Annotated in this window: 13 protein-coding genes and 1 pseudogene; 8 read left to right on the forward strand and 6 right to left on the reverse strand. The window is 67.9% G+C overall.

Annotation, left to right across the window (positions count from 1 at the left end; translation table 11 throughout):
- Positions 1 to 15: 15 nt before the first annotated feature.
- Together E0E30_RS12265 and E0E30_RS12270 are read right to left on the reverse strand one after the other, a co-directional pair.
- Positions 16 to 2700: a YhgE/Pip domain-containing protein gene (locus E0E30_RS12265; RefSeq protein ID WP_130866513.1), complete on the reverse strand. Its 2685-nt coding sequence runs from the start codon at positions 2698 to 2700 to the stop codon at positions 16 to 18.
- Positions 2697 to 5417, reverse strand: coding sequence for an MMPL family transporter (locus E0E30_RS12270; protein WP_130866514.1), 2721 nt, complete (start codon positions 5415 to 5417; stop codon positions 2697 to 2699). The genes E0E30_RS12265 and E0E30_RS12270 overlap by 4 nt, the downstream gene beginning before the upstream one ends.
- A 179-nt stretch (positions 5418 to 5596) precedes the next feature.
- On the opposite strand from E0E30_RS12270, the gene E0E30_RS12275 reads away from it, so the two are divergent.
- The gene (locus tag E0E30_RS12275; protein ID WP_167853948.1) at positions 5597 to 6229 is read left to right on the forward strand and encodes a TetR/AcrR family transcriptional regulator; all 633 of its coding nucleotides are present in this window, start codon (positions 5597 to 5599) and stop codon (positions 6227 to 6229) included.
- A gap of 36 nt (positions 6230 to 6265) precedes the next feature.
- Here the strand turns inward: E0E30_RS12275 and galE are convergent, their stop codons facing one another.
- Positions 6266 to 7255, reverse strand: a complete 990-nt coding sequence (gene galE, locus E0E30_RS12280; protein ID WP_130866516.1) for a UDP-glucose 4-epimerase GalE — start codon at positions 7253 to 7255, stop codon at positions 6266 to 6268.
- 251 nt (positions 7256 to 7506) lie between these two features.
- On the opposite strand from galE, the gene E0E30_RS12285 reads away from it, so the two are divergent.
- From E0E30_RS12285 to E0E30_RS12300, 4 genes and pseudogenes are all read left to right on the forward strand, one after another.
- On the forward strand, positions 7507 to 8865 hold the full coding sequence (locus E0E30_RS12285) for a sensor histidine kinase (protein WP_130866897.1): 1359 nt from the start codon (positions 7507 to 7509) through the stop codon (positions 8863 to 8865).
- A 157-nt stretch (positions 8866 to 9022) separates the two neighbouring features.
- On the forward strand, positions 9023 to 9895 hold the full coding sequence (locus E0E30_RS12290) for an IS110 family RNA-guided transposase (RefSeq protein ID WP_167853866.1): 873 nt from the start codon (positions 9023 to 9025) through the stop codon (positions 9893 to 9895).
- Positions 9840 to 11083 (forward strand): IS3 family transposase gene (locus tag E0E30_RS12295; RefSeq protein ID WP_130866517.1). Its coding sequence is split into 2 segments (ribosomal slippage): positions 9840 to 10125 and positions 10125 to 11083, totalling 1245 coding nucleotides; the frame shifts between segments, so codons are not numbered across the junction. Before E0E30_RS12290 ends, E0E30_RS12295 begins: the two co-directional genes overlap by 56 nt.
- 21 nt (positions 11084 to 11104) lie before the next feature.
- Positions 11105 to 11575 (forward strand): annotated as a pseudogene (locus tag E0E30_RS12300) (transposase); the annotation flags it as partial.
- A 120-nt stretch (positions 11576 to 11695) separates the two neighbouring features.
- Here the strand turns inward: E0E30_RS12300 and E0E30_RS12310 are convergent.
- Both E0E30_RS12310 and E0E30_RS12315 read right to left on the reverse strand, forming a co-directional pair.
- Positions 11696 to 12736 (reverse strand): nucleotidyl transferase AbiEii/AbiGii toxin family protein, encoded by a 1041-nt coding sequence (locus E0E30_RS12310; protein ID WP_167853875.1) that lies wholly within the window; start codon positions 12734 to 12736, stop codon positions 11696 to 11698.
- Positions 12733 to 13347 (reverse strand): type IV toxin-antitoxin system AbiEi family antitoxin domain-containing protein, encoded by a 615-nt coding sequence (locus tag E0E30_RS12315; RefSeq protein WP_130865001.1) that lies wholly within the window; start codon positions 13345 to 13347, stop codon positions 12733 to 12735. The genes E0E30_RS12310 and E0E30_RS12315 overlap by 4 nt, the downstream gene beginning before the upstream one ends.
- A gap of 129 nt (positions 13348 to 13476) precedes the next feature.
- On the opposite strand from E0E30_RS12315, the gene E0E30_RS12320 reads away from it, so the two are divergent.
- The 3 genes from E0E30_RS12320 to E0E30_RS12330 all read left to right on the forward strand — a co-directional run bounded on the left by E0E30_RS12320 (position 13477) and on the right by E0E30_RS12330 (position 15291).
- Positions 13477 to 14403: a hypothetical protein gene (locus E0E30_RS12320; protein WP_130865000.1), complete on the forward strand. Its 927-nt coding sequence runs from the start codon at positions 13477 to 13479 to the stop codon at positions 14401 to 14403.
- A 6-nt stretch (positions 14404 to 14409) separates the two neighbouring features.
- A complete protein-coding gene (locus E0E30_RS12325) occupies positions 14410 to 14919 on the forward strand; it encodes a hypothetical protein (RefSeq protein ID WP_130864999.1) in 510 nt (169 codons plus the stop codon).
- Between the two features lie 111 nt (positions 14920 to 15030).
- On the forward strand, positions 15031 to 15291 hold the full coding sequence (locus E0E30_RS12330) for a nitrilase-related carbon-nitrogen hydrolase (RefSeq protein ID WP_130864998.1): 261 nt from the start codon (positions 15031 to 15033) through the stop codon (positions 15289 to 15291).
- Here the strand turns inward: E0E30_RS12330 and E0E30_RS12335 are convergent.
- Positions 15269 to 16570 carry an ISL3 family transposase gene (locus E0E30_RS12335; RefSeq protein ID WP_130866518.1) on the reverse strand — a complete coding sequence of 434 codons (1302 nt, stop codon included), beginning with the start codon at positions 16568 to 16570 and terminating at the stop codon, positions 15269 to 15271. The genes E0E30_RS12330 and E0E30_RS12335 overlap by 23 nt on opposite strands.
- Between the last annotated feature and the right edge of the window lies 1 nt (position 16571).

Raw genomic sequence — 16571 nt, forward strand, 5'->3', positions numbered from 1 at the left:
ACGCCAGCCTAGAGCTCAGCCCTGGGTGATCCGCGCCGCCCTGGTGAGGCGAGCGCGTTGGACCGCGAGCAGCCCGGCGATGGCCCCGACGATGAACCAGACCGCCGTCGTGAGGAGCTGCATGAACGTCGGTCGACCACCGGTGAGCACGGCGGTCGTCGCCTTGACGACCGGGGTGAGGGGCGAGAAGGACGCGATGGTCGACACCCATCCGGGCACGACGCCGACCAGCGCCACGGCGACGGTCGCGGCGAGGACGAGGGCGGCGAGCACCCGCCCCCATCCGTGGAACCAGCCGGCCAGGGCGTGGTTGACGACCAGGCACATGGCCCCGGCGGCCAGCAGCAGCCAGAACAGTCCGACACCACGTGCCACCGACAGGTCGGCGACCACGCTCGCCATGATCGTCAGTCCGGCGGCGACGACCGTCGTCATGAGCGCCCCGGCCCCCAAGGTCGAGCCGAGCAGACGCAGCGTCGACCTGGACGACCTCAGCACCCGGGAGGGCACGGTGCGCGCCACCGACCACATGACGAGGGACCCGAGCCACAGGCCGGCGGCCAGGAGCATCGCGGTGAGCGAGGCCGGGGTCGTCAGGGACGAGATGGAGGCCCCGACCGGCTGGGAGACGACGTCGGACAGGCTGTCGCGGTCGGCGGCCGAATAGGTCGGCACCTGCTTGGCCCCGTCGGCGAGCTTGTCGGAGTAGGTCTTCGTTCCGCTGGCCAGGCTGGCTGCGCCGGTGTCGAGCTTGATCATCCCGGCGCTGAGCTGGTCGGCGCCGCTGGTGGCGGTGTGGATGCCCGAGCTGAGCTGGCTCACCCCGGTGACGTACTGGTGCACCCCGGAGGTGAGCTCCGGCATCCTCGCCGCCGCGGTCGACACCCCGCCGGTGTACTGCGTCACGCCCGAGGCGAGCGAGGAGGCCCCGGAGGAGGCCTTCGTCACCCCCGCGGTGTACTGCGTCACCCCCGAGGCCAGGGAGGACGCCCCCGTCGACGCCGTCGAGACGCCGGCGGTGTACTGCTTGACCGCCGAGGCCAGCGACGTGGCGCCGGAGGCGAGGGTCTTGCCGCTCGTCGTGAGCTGGGCCCCCTGGGTGGCCATGGTGTCGGCGCCGGTGGCCAGCTGGTGCACCCCGGCCTGGAGCTTCGACATGTCGGCGGCGGCTCCCGAGAGGGCTCCGACGGCCTGCTGGGCCCCGGCGGCCGCCTTCTGGGCGCCGGTGGCGACACCCTGCGCCCCGGTGAGCAGGCTCTGGCCGGTCGAGGAGTCCTTGGTCTCCAGGCCAGTGACCGCGGCGGTCGTCCCGGCGCGCACCCCGGCCGCCCAGCCCGAGGCGAAGGACTGGGTCACGGTCGGCAGCAACGCCTGGCAGATGAGGGTGGGGGCCGACTTCGAGCAGGTGGCCAGGAAGGTCGACGTCACCTGCTGGCTGACGTCGGCTGGCACGGCGATGGTCCGGGTGCCGTCGGCGTACTGGCTCATGACCTGGTCGTAGGTCGTCAGGCCCTTCGACACCCCGGTGGCGCCGGTCGACAACTGGCTCAGACCGGTCGTGAGCTGGCTGAGATCACCGAGCGAGGTGCTGGCCCCCGACAGCTGCTTGTCGAGGGTGTCGAGGCCCCCGGACAACTGGCGGACGCCGGCGACGAGCTTGGCGGTCCCGTCGGTGTACTGGGTGACGCCGTCGGCCAGCTTCGCGGCCCCGGAATCGAGCGTGGACCCACTGGTGGACAGGGTGGTGAGCCCCGAGGCGAGCTGAGTCGCACCCGAGTCGAGCTTGGACCCGTTCGACGAGAGCTGGCTCATCCCCGAGGCCAGCTGAGTCGCACCGGAGTCGAGCTTGGACCCGTTGGCGGCCAGGGTGGTGACGCCGGCGGCGAGGGTGTCGATGCCCTTCGACATCGTCGTGCCCGAGGTGGCCAGGGTCGAGGCGCCCGAGTCGAGGGTGACCATGCCCTGGGCGAACTCGCTCGTGCCCGAACTGGCGGTCTTCGTGCCGTCGGCGAGTTGGGAGGCGCCGGTGGAGAGCTTTTCAGCTCCCGAGGCGATCTGGGTGAACTGCTTGTTGAGGGTGTTGAAGCCGACGTAGACGTTGGACAGGTACGACTTCGTGAGCGAGGTGCTCAGCGCCCGCTGGGCGGCGTCCGCGGTGATCCGAGCCACCGTCGACGAGGCGATGGGCGAGGTGGTCGACGTCGTCACCTGGACCTTGGCGCGGGTCGCCTTGGCGGCGTCATTGGCCGAGAACGAGGTGGCGTCGGCCGAGAAGGAGCTCGGGATGGTGACGACGGCGGCGTAGGTGCCGTCGGCCAGGCCGGACGCGGCGTCCTGGGAGCTCGTGAGGGTCCAGTCGACGGTCCGTCCGTCGGTGAGCTCACTGTCGGACTTCATGAGTTCGGCGGTGAGCTGGCGCCCCATGGGCACCGTCTGTCCCTTGACGGTCACCGCCTTGTCGTCGTTGACGATGGCCGCCTTGACCTGCCCGATGCGGTCCTGGTACTTCCACGTCGCAGCCAGCAGCGACCCGATGACGAGCAGCGGCAGGAGGACCAGACAGATCATCCCCGCCCACCCCAGAGGGATCGTCGAATGGGACCGCTCGACACCCATGTGGCGACGACGGGGCCGGGTGCCCCCGTCGCTGGTGGACCCGTCGAGCGTCGACTCGGGGCTGGTCGACTCGGTGCTGCTCATCGGAGTGCTCCCTCGTGGAGGTCGTCGGAGGTGGGGGTGGACTCGTCCTGGTCGAAGGTGAGGTGGGCGTCGGGGTCGAGCCAGTCGAGCCGCTGGGCACGCTGACCTCCCAGGAGCACGGCCATCTCGTGATCGGTGCGGGCCAGGTCGACCAGTCCCGACAGCGCCGCGCGGGCCTCCTCGGTGACGACCCGGTCGGCATGGTCAACGACGACGAGCCGGGGGTGGCGGGCGGTGGCGTCGAGGGCGTCGGGGACGAAGGTCGTCGAGTCGGCGTCGAGGAAGACCGTCCACCGTCGCACCCGTTGGGCCCGCTCGGGAAGGAGTTGGCCGACGATCCGGGCGCTGCCGGCGTCGGGGGTGAGCCGCCCGGTGAGGGCGAGCAGGAGCCCGGTGACCTGGCCAGGTTCGCCGATGGCGGCGCGCACGTCACCGGGATTGAGGTGGAGGTCGATACCGGAGAAGAGCGGCGCGACGGCCAGGCCCTCGGCGTGCAGGGCCTCGGTGTGCTCGGGGGTCGGCCACGAGGTCATCGACTGTTCGTGGGTGATGGCCGAGCCCTCGATGTCGAGCAGCGGCATCCGTCGGTCGAGCCAGGCCGGCAGCCACCAGGCCCTGTCGCCGAGGAGGACGAGGACCGCCGGGACGAGGGCCATGCGCACGAGGAAGGCGTCGGCGGCCACGCCGATGGCCAGGGCCAGGGCGATCTCGCGCAGCGCGTTCATGCCCTCGGGGACGAAGAAGGCGAAGACCGCGAACATGATGCTGCCGGCGGCCGAGACGACCTTGCCGGAGTGGACGAGCCCGTCGATGACGGCGTCCTTGGCGGTGGCGCCGCGGGCGTACTCCTCGCGCATCCGGGAGACGAGGAAGACCTCGTAGTCCATGGCCAGGCCGAAGAGGATGCCCATGACGACGATGGGCATGAAGGCGATGATGGGCACCGGGCGGTCCATGTTGATGATGGACAGGCCGATCCCCCGGTTGAAGACGAGCTGGGAGGCGCCGATGCCGGCGCCGACGCTGAGCAGGTAGCCGAGCACCGCCTTGATGGGCACGACGATCGACCGGAAGACCATGGTGAGCAGGACGAGGCACAACCCGACGACGAAGATGCCGAAGGGCAGCAGGGCCGAGCTGAGCTGGTTGCTCACGTCGATCTTGATGGCGGTGAGGCCGGTGACGGCGGTGCTCACCCCGTACCTGGACTGCCACGTGTCGTGCTGGGCGTTGAGCCGGTGGACCAGCTGGGTGGTGGCCTCGTCGGACGGGCCGGTGGTGGGGATGACCTGGATCATCGCGGTGTCGGCGTTCTGGTTCGGCACGGCGACGGCGACCATCTTGACCCCGGGGATCTTCTCGATGTCGGCCTTGATGCCGTCGATGACGGTCAGCGGGTCGGTCTTCTGGACGATGTCCGCGGTGACGATGATGGGACCGTTGAAACCGGGCCCGAACTCCTGGGTGAGGACGTCATAGGTCTGGCGCGAGGACGTCCCGGCCGGATTCTCGCCGGCGTTCGGCAGGGACATGACGAGGTCCTTGGCCGGCACCGCCAGGGCACCCAGACCGACGACGACGACGAGGATGGTGAGCACCGGCACCCGGGTGACGACGCGCGCCCACCAGCCGAAGACCCCTCGACGCGGGTCCTTGGGCCCGGCGGCCGCCTTGGCCTTGGCGCGGGCCCTCGGGCGCATCCGCTCACCGAGCAGACCCATGAAGGCCGGCAGGGCGGTGAGCGCGATGAGCACGGCGAAGGCCACACCGATGGCCGCGAAGATGCCCATGACGGTGAGGAAGGGGATGCGCGCCACCGACAGGCCGATGAGGGCGATGATGACGGTCGCCCCGGCGAAGATCACCGCGGACCCCGAGGTGGCGACGGCCGTCGCCGCGGACTCCTTGGCCTCGGCACCGTCACGCAGCTGGTCCCGGTGCCGCGAGAGGATGAAGAGGGCGTAGTCGATGCCGACGGCCAGACCGAGCATGACGGCGAGCATGGGGGAGGTCGAGTTCACCGCGGTGAATCGGGCGGCCAGGATGAGCAGGGCGTAGGTGATCCCGACACCGAGCACCGCGGTGACGATCGGCAGCCCGGCGGCGACGACCGACCCCAGGGTGACGACGAGGATGACGAGGGCGACGGCGACGCCGGCCACCTCGGTGAGCGAGAGCGAGGGCAGGGTCGTCTCGAAGGCCTGGCCACCGACGTACACCTTGGCTCCGACCGGCAGGGTGTCCTGGATCCTCCGGCCGGCGTCGAGCAGCTGGTCGCGGTAGCTCTGCGGGAACTCGGTGGCCGAGTACTGGCCGCCCAGATCGACCTGGATGACGGCGGCACTGGCCGATTCGTTGACCAGCCCGTGGACGTACTTGTCCCAGGGTGAGGTGGCCGACTTGACGAAGGGCAGCGCGTCAATCGTCTTGAGGGCCGCCTCGATCCTCGGCCGCACGTCGGAATCGGTCACCCTGGTGCCCTTCGGCACAGTGATGACGATGTTGCTCGTGAGGTTCGCGGCCTGGGGGAAGGTGGCCTCGAGCTTGTCGTAGGCGACCTGGGAGGGGGCGCCGGGGATGGTGAAGGCGTCGTCATAGGAGCCGCCGACGGTGCCGGCCAGGCCACCGAGGACCGCCGCCAGGAGCACCCACACGAGCAGGACGGACTTGGGCCGCTTGAAGCACCACGCCCCCAGGTCATGAAGAAATGCCGACATCCCTGCTCCTCGCTCGCGATCCGGACCGGATCACCCCAGGGCATCGTGAGACGCCCCGAGGCGCGTGCCTCGCCGCGTCCCGTGACATCGCACGGACCTTGACCCCAAGGCTCTCGATACATCATCGTATCGGATACAGTTCTGAATTGAGTCAGGCGGAGGCGTGGAAGGAGACGGCGATGACGACCGGTCAGAAGGGGGAACCCGTGAGCGCGCGGCGCACGGCCACGCGCAATCGACTGGCCGACGCCGCCATCACGGTCTTCGCCCGCAAGGGGGTGGCCGGATCGAGCGTCGAGGAGATCTGCGAGGAGGCCGGGTTCACCCGCGGCGCCTTCTACTCGAACTTCGACTCACGCACCGAGCTGTGCCGTGAGGTCGTGCGACGGTACACCGAGCAGTGCTACCGCAGCGTCCACGAGGCCGTGCCGCCGCACGTCGACGCCTCGCAGCCGGTGCGCGCCCAGCTCGAGGCAGCCCTCCAGGCCTTCACCGGAACCGTCGTCAGCGACGTCGACACCATCATCGCCATGACCGAGATCCGCCTCGAGGCAGCGCGCAACCCCGAGTTGCGGGCGGCCTTCGCCGAGATCACCGGCACCTTCGGGCCGCGGTTCACCCAGATCCTCCAGGACGCCCTCGAGGCCAACGGGATCGACCTGGGCCTGCCCATCGACGAGTTCATCGACGACCTCCACGCGGTCTTCGACTACCAGGTCCTCGAGACGCTCATCGGTGACGGGCGGATCGACCTCCAGCGGGCCAGCCGGCGGCTGGCGACCCTGGTGAGCGCGTTGCTGGGACTCGACTGAGCCGGGCACCGGGCCCGGCTCGTCGACCAGGGTCGTTCAGTAGCCGAGGACCTTCCGGCGCTCGGGCAGCCAGGCGATGGCGTCGCGGATGCCGTCGGCCGGGGTGAGCTCGGCGCTCCAGCCCAGCAGATCCTTGGCTCGGTGCGAGACGGTGTAGGCGCCGGCGACGTCACCGGGGCGCGGCGGCCCGTAGACGACGTCGAGCGGCTTGCCGGTGGCCTCCTGGAAGGACTCGACGAGCTCCTTGACGGTGACCCCGTTGCCGGTGCCGATGTTGAACACTTGGTAGGGCTCGTCCACCGTCACCTCGTCGAGGTGTTCGAGGGCTGCGACGTGGGCCCGCGCGAGATCCCACACGTGGATGAAGTCGCGGATGCCCGACCCGTCCCGGGTCGGCCAGTCGACGCCGGTGACGGTGAACGTCGATCCCTCGAGCCAGGCGTCGATCATCTTGCCCAGGACGTGCGTCGGGTGCTCGATCTGCTGGCCGGAGCGCAGCTTGGGGTCCGACCCGATGGGGTTGAAGTAGCGCAGCGACAGGGCCTTGAGGTCGGAGGCATGGGCGGCGTCCCGCAGGATGAACTCGACCATGAACTTCGTCGTCGCGTAGGGGCTGCCCGGATCGAGGGCGGAGTCCTCGATGACCTTGAACTCGGCGTCGGTGGCGTAGATCGAGGCCGAGGAGCTGAAGAGGATCCGGTTGACGCCGTTGCGGGCCATCCCCTCGAGCAGCCTGACGGTCTTGCCGACGTTGTTGTCGTAGTAGTCGAGCGGCTGGGAGACCGACTCGGGGACGACGATCTTCGCGGCGCAGTGGACGACGGCGTCGACCCGGTTCTCGGTGAACACCCGGTCGAGGAGCTCCTGGTCTGCGATGTCACCCTCGTAGAACCGGCGGTCACGGACGAACTCGCGTCGACCCGCCGACAGGTCGTCGAGGATGACGACCTCGTGGCCGGCCTCCTCGCAGGCTGAGGCGACGGTCGAGCCGATGTAGCCGGCTCCTCCGGTGATGAGAATCTTCATGGGTCCTCCACGTCCTGAACGGTGATCGCATCCCATCGTATTGAGCCCCGACGACCGTTCGAGGGGCCGGGGCGTCAGTCGGTCGCCGGGACTGCACATTGACGGGCCCTTCCTAGACTGGACCCATGGCCGCGACAGCCCAGGAGCCCGAGTCGACGCCGAGCCGGGTCGGCTCGGGGTCCGACAGGTCGAGCGCCGGAGGTGCCGGATCGCAGCGATCGCGCCTCCGGGTGAGCCGGGCGACCTCGCTCATGGCCTCCCCCCAGGCGACCCTGGCCGCGACCCAGCGCGCCGGCGCCTCGGTGCGCGCGCGCCTCACCCGACTGGCACCGGGACGCGGCGAGGAGCCACAGATCTCCATCCCCGGGATGGAGGAGGTCCTCGATCCCAAGATCGACGACGGCCGTCCCGTCGACTCCGAACGGGCGATGTGGACCGACCTCACCATCGTCCTGCTCCTGGCGGTGGCGGCGGTGGTGCCCTATCTGGCGGCCGTCGTCCAGCAACCGAGCACCGAGTACATTGCCGCCCTCGTGTCCTCCCTCGTCATGGTGCTGGCCCTGCTCGTGCGCCGCGACCACCCCATGGTCATGCTCGCGCTCGTCGGGCTCGGGGGGCTCCTGCAGTTCGTGTTCGTCCCCTTCCCGGTGCTGTCGATGCTGGCGGTGCCGATCGCCTCCTACTCGGTGGCCCGATGGGTGGACGGACGCCGCTCTCGACTCGTCCTGTGGGTGGGGGCCGTCGGAGCCGTGCTCGGTCCGACGCGGTGGAAACCGACCCTCACCGCCGACTACGACCCCACCTCGGGCACCCCGTGGGTGCTGTGGTTCCTCGCCATGACGGTGTGCGCCGGCCTCGTCCTCACCCCCTATGCGGTGGGACGTCGGCTGCGCGAGTCCGCGCTCATCGAGTCCCAGCAGCGCATCGCCAAGGCCCAACGGTTCCGCTCGATCCTCGCCGAACGGGAGCAGGCGGCCCGGGTGGCCGAGGAGCGTACCCGCAACGACATCGCCCGCGAGCTGCACGACATCGTCGCCCACTCCCTGTCGGTCATGATCGTCCAGGCCGAGGGCGGCAAGGCGCTGGCCGCGAAGAAACCGGAGGCGGCGGCGCAGGTGCTCGACACCATCGCCGACACCGGACGGGACGCGCTGGTCGAGATGCGTCGCATCGTCGGGGTGCTGCGTCAGGACCCGGCCGCCCGGGCCGAGTACGCCCCCTCCCCCGGCCTGGCCGACATCCCCGATCTCGTCGAGCGCTCCGGGCAGCGGGTGAGCCTGGAGGTGAGCGGGACCCGTCCGGAGGTCTCCCAGACCACCGGGCTCACGGCCTACCGGGTCGTCCAGGAGGGGCTCACCAACGTCCTCAAGCACGCCGGACCCACCGCCCACGCCGTGGTCCGCGTCAGCTACGAGCCTCACTCCATCACCCTCCGGGTGGACGACGACGGCTTCGGGGACGCCGTCAAGGGGGACGGACGAGGCCACGGCCTGCAGGGGATGCGTGAGCGGGTGACGTCGATGGGCGGCACCCTCGAGGTCGGCCCGCGCGAGGAGGGCGGGTTCTCGGTGCGGGCGGTGCTGCCGGTCCGGGGGGACGCGCGTCGCTAGACGGTATGGGTGACCCCGTTTCGGGGTGAGGCTCTGGTGGGCCGGGGCCTCACCGCGCAACGATGCGTGGGTTGCCGGACAGGGGCGGCCTGTCTGGCCTTTCCGACATACGTGGGAGGCCCCGGTGTTTACCGAGCGTACGAGTGTTGGCCTGGACGTGCATGCCCGCAGCGTCGTGGCGCATGCCATGGACGTCCAGACCGGAGAAATCTTCAAAGCCCGTCTCTGCCCCGATCCCCTGGAAGTGACGGCCTGGATCAAGGCCCTGCCCGGCCCGGCAGCGGCGATCTACGAAACCGGACCGACCGGATACGGACTCGCCCGAACCCTCCTGTCCCACGACATCAGGACCGTGGTGGCGGCCCCGTCGAAGCTGCAGAAGCCGGCCGGATCGCGGGTGAAGACCGACGCGATCGACGCGGAACACCTCTCGACCCTGCTCCGGCTTGACGCGTTCACCGCGGTCACGGTCCCCGACGAGCTCACCGAAGCAGCCCGTGACCTCGTCCGCGCCCGGGAGGACTGCCGCTCCGACCTGATGCGATCCCGACACCGGCTCTCGAAACTCCTGTTGCGTCACGGGATCGTCTACTCCGGTGGGCAGGCCTGGGTCGGCGCCCATGACGCCTGGTTGCGGCGGCAGCGCGTCGAATCCCCGCTGCTCCAGGCCGCCTTCGACGAGGCCTACGACAGTGTGGTCACGATCACGGCGCGCCGTGATCGTCTCGACGAGCGGATCGAAGCCATGGCCGTCGACGGCCCTTGGACCGACACGATCAGGCGGCTCGGCTGCCTGCGAGGGATCTCGACCCTCACCGGGTTCGGGCTGGCGGTCGAGATCGGCGACTGGAACAGATTCAGCGGCAACTCGATCGGCTCTTACCTGGGCCTGGTCCCCTCGGAGAACTCCTCAGGCCAGTCCCGCTTGAATCGGCCTGGGTTTCGTTCCGTTCTTGAAGCAAGGATGGAACACGATGAACCAGAAGTACTCTCCCGAGATGCGCGAGCGCGCGCTGCGGATGCTCGATGAGGCCAAGGCCTCTGGTGAGCACTCGAATCTGATGTCCGCCGTGCGGCATGTTGCGGGGCTCCTCGGGATGAGCGCGGAGACGCTGCGGGTGTGGCATCGCCGCCGCGAGGTCGACGCCGGCGCGAAGCCCGGTGTCCCGAGCGATGTCGCTGAGGAGAACAAGCGCCTGCGCCGCGAGGTGGCCGAGTTGCGGAAGGCGAATGAGATCCTCAAGGCTGCGAGCGTGTTTGTCGCGAAGGAGCTCGACCGGCCCTGACCGAGATGATCCGCTTCATCGACGAGTATCGAGAGCGGTTCGGGGTCGAGCTCATCTGCCGGACGCTGCGCCCGGCAGTGCAGGGATTCATCACGTCCCGCGGGTATCGCGCCGCGAAGACCCGCGTAGCCTCCGCCCGGCAGCTGCGCGACGAGCTGCTGGTGCCCGAGGTCGCCAGGCTGCATGCGCAGAACTACGGCGTCTACGGGCAGCGGAAGATGCATGCTCTCCTGAAACGGCAGGGGTGGGGCATCGGCCGCGACCAGACCGAGCGCCTCATGCGCCTCGCGGGAGTGCGTGGGGTTCGCAAGTCGAAGAAGGTGTTCACGACCAGGCCGGACAAGGCGCAGGCCCTAACGCGGGACCTCGTCCAGCGGCGGTTCCGTGCGGACGCGCCGCGACGACTCTGGGTTGCAGACATCACGTATGTGGCCTCCTGGGCGGGCTTCGCATACGTCGCGTTCGTCACCGACGTCTATTCACGTCGGATCGTGGGCTGGAACGTCGCGGCGACGCTGCGCGCGGAGGTGCTGCCGCTGCAAGCGCTGGACATGGCCGCCTGGGGCGCGGACGGCCCGCTGGACGGGCTGATCCATCACGCCGATCACGGCTCGAACTACATGTCGATGGTCTACACCGACCGGGTCGTCGAGCTTGGCGCAACACCCTCGACGGGAACCGTCGGGGACTCGTATGACAACGCCCTCGCCGAGGCGGTCAACAACCTCTACAAGACCGAGCTGATCCGCCAGCGCGGCCCCTGGAGGACCGTCGAGCAGGTCGAGCTCGCGACGCTCGAATGGGTGTGGTGGTGGAACCATCAACGCCTGCACGGCGAACTCGGCATGCGCACCCCGATCGAGATCGAGGACGCGTACTACGCTGACCTCGAATCAGGCCTCCCGGCGACCGCCGGACAGGGAAACCGATAGGAACGAAACCCAGGCCGATTCAGGGGCCGGGCGGGCGACCCCCTGTTCGGGGTCAGGCTGACCCTGCACACGGGCCGGGACCTGCTCACCGACCGGCAGGCCGCCCGCCTGGAACAGGTGTTCGCCGCCGACGCCCACGCCCCGGTCCAGGTCACCTGGGCGGTCTACCAGGAGATCGTGGCCGCCTACCGCGCCGAGAACCGTGCCGAGGGCAGACGCATCATGGCCCACCTCATCGACGCGATCGCCACCAAAGTCCCGAAGGCCCTGCCCGAAGTCACCACTCTGGGCCACACCCTGAAGAAGCGGGCCGACGACATCCTGGCCTACTTCGACCACCCCGGGACCTCGAACGGGCCCAGTGAAGCCATCAACGGCAGACTCGAACACCTCCGCGGCATCGCCCTGGGATTCCGCAACCTCACCCACTACATCACCAGATCACTCCTGGAGACCGGAGGATTCAGACCCCGACTACACCCTGGATCCTGAAGAGCCNGTGAAGCCATCAACGGCAGACTCGAACACCTCCGCGGCATCGCCCTGGGATTCCGCAACCTCACCCACTACATCACCAGATCACTCCTGGAGACCGGAGGATTCAGACCCCGACTACACCCTGGATCCTGAAGAGCCTGACAACCCCCGACCTCGGCGGCGGACGTGTGTAGGTGGCTGGGTACGTGCGGTGCCATCGATGGTTGGAGCTTCGGGTGTCAGGCGTGACCGATGGGGGTCCAGTGGTAGCGCTGCGACATCATCGGGGATCGTGAAGGTGTCCCCGGTGACGGTGTGGTGGGCGGCCAGGGCGGGTCCGATCATTGCTTCGATGAGGGGTTTGGTCTGATCCCATGGTCCTACCTGGGTGCTGGCGTTGTAGGCCGCCATCTCGATCTCGGGGACGACGAGCCGGTCCGGGACGGTGATGGTGTTGAAGCTGTAGCTGGGTCGAGCGAGGACCCGGCCGAGGGCGTCGGTGACGTCGTGGGGGTCAGGATGAAGCCACGTCGCAATGAGGGCGAGATCGATGAGGTCGCGGCGGCGGGTCGACATGTTCCCCGAGTGCAGGGTGTACATGGCGGTGGTTTTCTCGGCGGTGTGTTCAGCCAAGGGGATGAGGGGGATCCGAGGCCAGTCGTCGAAGCGTGTGAGGTCGAGGCGCGGACGGAGACCGAGGACGTCGGGCGAGAACTCGAAGGCCGGTGTGAGAGCCACATCCAGGCCGATGTTAGGCATCTTGCGCCACTGGCCACGCCTGTCGGTGATGAACGGGGTGATCTTGGCGCGCAGGAGGTGTCTTGTCGGACCCACGGCGCTCCACCCGTCTCGCAGTTGGAACCGGAGACAGTCATCAATGGGTGTCGGCTGGCCGATCAGGGAGCGGATGTGTTCGACGGCGGCGTCCACGCTAGTGGCGAGGATCGTGGCATCAATGTCCTTGGTGAGTCGGGATTGGTGAGGTAGCCGCGCCATCATGGCCTGGCCACCTTTGAGGACGAACTGGTCGTGTGCACACAGCCGTGCTACGAGTCGTTGCATGACCCAGACGTGGACGGCGAACTGGCGCTCTTCTACGTTGTCGAACGTACGGGCGGACGCATCGGCCAGGGCTGCTCGTATGGCGTCACCGTCGCCATACGCGGGTCGGTTCATGCCACTTTCTCCAGGTAGTAGGGCAGGGATTCTTTGACGGCGTCGGGGCCCATGACCTCGCAGACGCGGTCGATGGTCCAGCCGTGTTCTTCGACGAGTTCGAGCATCCATCGGGAGCGGTGTTCACCGTCCATGAGACGCATGTGGCCCAGATCGTAGGTGGTGCGTTCGAGGGTGGTGACCGGTAGTCCGTCGATCCAGCACATGTCGTCGGGGCTCAGGCGATCGACGTGGACGGTGTATCGCTGAACGTGGCGCGAGGTGGGCCGGGTCAGGTGCGACTCCATGGGAAGGTCCCACGCCCCGTGGAACTCGGCAGCGGTGTAGTGAGAGAACACCCCCACCGGAATCGGGTCGTTCAGCTTCTCCTGCGTGAACATGGCTGGCTCCAACGACTCCCAGATGACACGGTGCCACCCGTGCATGGTGTCGAACAGCGCCGGCACGTAATAGACCCCCCTCTGCGCGACGGCCAGAATGGTGTCGTCGGCGAGCATCCTGGGGATGCTGGAGGGGTTGATGCCGTAGCGCAGGAGCTGCTGGCGGGTGACGACTCCGTCCTGGCGGGCAGCCAGGTCGACGGTACGGGCGTAGTCCTTGAGCGCCGTCATGACACCCCCTCTTTTGTCGGATATGGTAATAGTGTAGCCGGTTGGGGGTTGCTGGGTGTCATCTGGCCTTCGCGACTTTTTCAGTGGGCTGGGCGATGATGGAGGTAGTACCTTGATCTAGGAGCAGCCATGGGCCGACGAGTCCTCACGGTCACGGAGATGACCTTCCACCAGGCGCGGGTTCACAACGGTGAGACTCGGGCGCCCTCAGACCTCGACGGCGCGGATCTCCTTGAGGTGTTTCACGACTGGGTCACCGCCATTCCCGAGGAGGATCAGTCGTTCGCCAAGCAGCAGACCTACGTGCGTGTGGAATCTGTCATCCGAGTAGGAGCTCGTGTCGAGTTCCTCGATCTTCGTGTCGGATCGTATGGCGAGCCCGGTGAGGTGCGAGACATCAAGACCGGCACGGTCGTCCACACGATCACCGACGACGAAGCCCCGGTCGGCTCAAACCGCGCGTTGTTGTTCGTTCCTCTGGTTGGCGAACGCGCGTATTTCTTGGCTGAGGAATCTTCGAGGGGGTCCGCGGGTGGTCGAATCATGGCGATGTTCAAGCACCACTTCTCGACGACAATGGACACCGTCACCTTGGTCACGAGCAAGGCCGTCGAGGCAGAGAGCTGGCTGGAATTGGCGAACCTGACAGAGGTGGAGGTGCGCACGACTGGCAAGAGCGTGGACGTGGCCGACGGCCCTGACGTGAAGGTCGGACGTGTTTCGTACCTCGCACGGCCTGAGCGTGGACTGAAGTTCTTCCCGCGTCGGCTCCTTGGGCGACTCACTGATCAGGATGTTCTCAAGCAGATAGTCTCCGTGCAGGACCTCGACCCTTCGCACGAGGTCTATGTGACGATGCAGCAGGGGGGCCGCTCAAGGAAGTTCCTTCTCGGCGATGAGTCTGGCCCCGCCATCCGCGAGTTGCTGTCCGCTGCCGGGGACCCGCCGCTGCCCGACAACGAACTTATCAGCCGCTGCACTGATCGCGTGTCGAGGCTTCTTGAACGGCAGGGCGGCCAGTGGAATCCAATCTGGAGCAATCGGCCGAGGGAGTGATGCAGCATGGGAAAGTCATCGCTGTGGCGAGTCCCCGCTGACCATTTCCGTACGCTTTACGACTCCAGGACCAACAAACCCGACTGTCGAGCGTGGATTGCCCAGACGCTGGTGCCGGTCATGCTCGGCGTCGTATCTGGGGTCAGGGGTGCGACGTTGAAGGATGTCGGCGGGCCGGTCGCCGGTGTCTCAATCGTGGCCGGTCTGCTGTTCTCGATGTCGATCTTCCTCTTCCAGCTCCGCACGACGCTGAGCCAGGACAAGCGGTTAACAGAGACTGATTTCCGTTTGGTCGACGAGTGCATGGCCAACACGTTGTGGGCTATCGTCTGGGGCCTGGCGCTCACGCTCTACCTCGTGGTCATGGGCGCAGGCGAGTGGATGGACCGAGGCGTGCTCCGCACGACATGGACAGGCGTCGCCATCGCCGCAGGTACACACTTCCTAATCGTGATCATGATGTGCCTCAAACGGCTCCGACGGGCGTATGAGCGCATCGCGATGAAACGCCAATAGGTTTCGCGCAAGAATGGAGCCCTTGTTGCAGGCTTCGCGCGGCGCAGCTCTCTCGACGCTCCTGACGATCTCCTGGGCCCGGGCCGGGCTCTGTGTCCCGATGAGGTGTTCATGAACCTGGTCTTGCGGGGCCGCCGCGCTCGTGACGCTGTCCCAACAACGCGACCTTGCGTCGTCAGTATTGATCGAGTGGCCGGCAGCCAAGAGAACCGGGTGTTTGCTGTCGCAACGGACAAGCAGCTCGAGGCGTTCTGCGGGCATTCGATGATCGTCGACCCCCAGGGCACGGTGCTAGCTCGTTCCAGCCTGGACACCCGTTTGTCATCAAAGCCGAAGGGGCTCTTCCCAATCAACGGTGTAGTTGCTGCTTGAAGCCGCCGGTCTCGAGGAGGCTGCGGGCGATGTAGTGGGTGAGGTTGCGGAAGCCCAACGCGATGCCGCGTAGGTGCTCGAGTCGTCCGTTGATGGCCTCGGTTGGGCCGTTGGACGTGCTGGGACGGTCGAAGTAGGCCAGCACGTCCGCGGCGCGCTTGTTCAGCGTCCGGCCCAGTCGAGCGACCTCGGCAAGACCGGCCGGAACACCACGGGCCACGGAGGCGATCAGCGCGCTCATGGTGGCCTTCCCGGCAGTGCGGTCGGGGTCGCGGTAGGCGGCGATCATGCGCTGGTAGACGCTCCAGGTGACCTCGACCGCGACATGACGCTCATCGGCGAACAAGTCAGCCAGCCGGACCTTCTGGCGGTCGGTGAGCAGGTCGGCGCCGGTGTGCAGAGTGCGTCGGGCCCTGTACAGCGGGTCACCGGCGCGGCCCCGTCGGCCGAAGATGTCCTGCTGAGCGCGTTGTCGGCATTCGTCCAAGGCGTCGGCGGCCAGGTGGATCACGTGGAAGGGATCCATCACGGCCGTGACGTGCGGGATCTCCTCGACCACGGCCGTCTTGAACCCGGTGAACCCATCCATCGCGACGACCTCGCCCTGTTCCCGCCACGCCTCGTCGCGGCTCGCGAGCCACGTCTTGAAGGCGGCCTTGGAACGCCCTTCAATCATGTCCAACAGCCGCGCAGAACCGGTCCCATCCCGCACACCGGTGAGGTCGATGATGACGGTCACGTACTTGTCCCCGCGGCGAGTGTGACGCCAGACGTGTTCGTCAACGCCGAGCACCTTGACGCCATCGAAACGGGTGTTATCGCTGATCAGGCGCCTGCGTCCTTCGTCCAGGACGGCGGTGTTGGCGGTGCCCCACGCCACCCCGAGCGCTTGCGCCATGCGACTCATCGACAGGTGTGCCACCACGAGTCCTTCGAGCGCCCAGGCCAGAGCTGTCTTGGTGAGCTTGCACCGTGGCGCTGCCGCGGCGTTGATGTCTTGGCGCCACACGTGCCCGCAGCCAGTGCAGCGGTAGCGACGCAGCCGGACCTGCAGAATCGCCGGGCGCCATCCCAGCGGAGCATGGGCCAGTTCCCGCACCGCGCAGTCGCGCACGCGCCCTTCGCAACCGCACCGTCGGCACCAGCGGTCATCGGCGACGACGCGGCAGGCCAGCACTGCCTTGTGCGGAAACAAACACTGACCGACTGCTTGTAGGCCCAGGTCATCCAGGCCGGTGACGGTGGTCAGGTCGGGGTCGCTGAAGGTAGCATCGAACACG

Origin of the sequence: Acidipropionibacterium timonense (assembly GCF_900605005.1) — a bacterium.
In the GTDB taxonomy this organism is placed as follows: Bacteria; Actinomycetota; Actinomycetes; order Propionibacteriales; family Propionibacteriaceae; genus Cutibacterium; species Cutibacterium timonense.

What these genes read in the sequence shown, in the direction of transcription:
- E0E30_RS12330 (WP_130864998.1), top strand. Translation starts at nt 15,031, where the DNA reads ATGAACCTGGTCTTGCGGGGCCGCCGCGCTCGTGACGCTGTCCCAACA.
- E0E30_RS12265 (WP_130866513.1), bottom strand. Translation starts at nt 2,700, where the DNA reads ATGAGCAGCACCGAGTCGACCAGCCCCGAGTCGACGCTCGACGGGTCC.
- E0E30_RS12315 (WP_130865001.1), bottom strand. Translation starts at nt 13,347, where the DNA reads ATGACGGCGCTCAAGGACTACGCCCGTACCGTCGACCTGGCTGCCCGC.
- galE (WP_130866516.1), bottom strand. Translation starts at nt 7,255, where the DNA reads ATGAAGATTCTCATCACCGGAGGAGCCGGCTACATCGGCTCGACCGTC.
- E0E30_RS12270 (WP_130866514.1), bottom strand. Translation starts at nt 5,417, where the DNA reads ATGTCGGCATTTCTTCATGACCTGGGGGCGTGGTGCTTCAAGCGGCCC.
- E0E30_RS12285 (WP_130866897.1), top strand. Translation starts at nt 7,507, where the DNA reads ATGGCCTCCCCCCAGGCGACCCTGGCCGCGACCCAGCGCGCCGGCGCC.
- E0E30_RS12320 (WP_130865000.1), top strand. Translation starts at nt 13,477, where the DNA reads ATGGGCCGACGAGTCCTCACGGTCACGGAGATGACCTTCCACCAGGCG.
- E0E30_RS12275 (WP_167853948.1), top strand. Translation starts at nt 5,597, where the DNA reads ATGACGACCGGTCAGAAGGGGGAACCCGTGAGCGCGCGGCGCACGGCC.
- E0E30_RS12310 (WP_167853875.1), bottom strand. Translation starts at nt 12,736, where the DNA reads ATGAACCGACCCGCGTATGGCGACGGTGACGCCATACGAGCAGCCCTG.
- E0E30_RS12325 (WP_130864999.1), top strand. Translation starts at nt 14,410, where the DNA reads ATGGGAAAGTCATCGCTGTGGCGAGTCCCCGCTGACCATTTCCGTACG.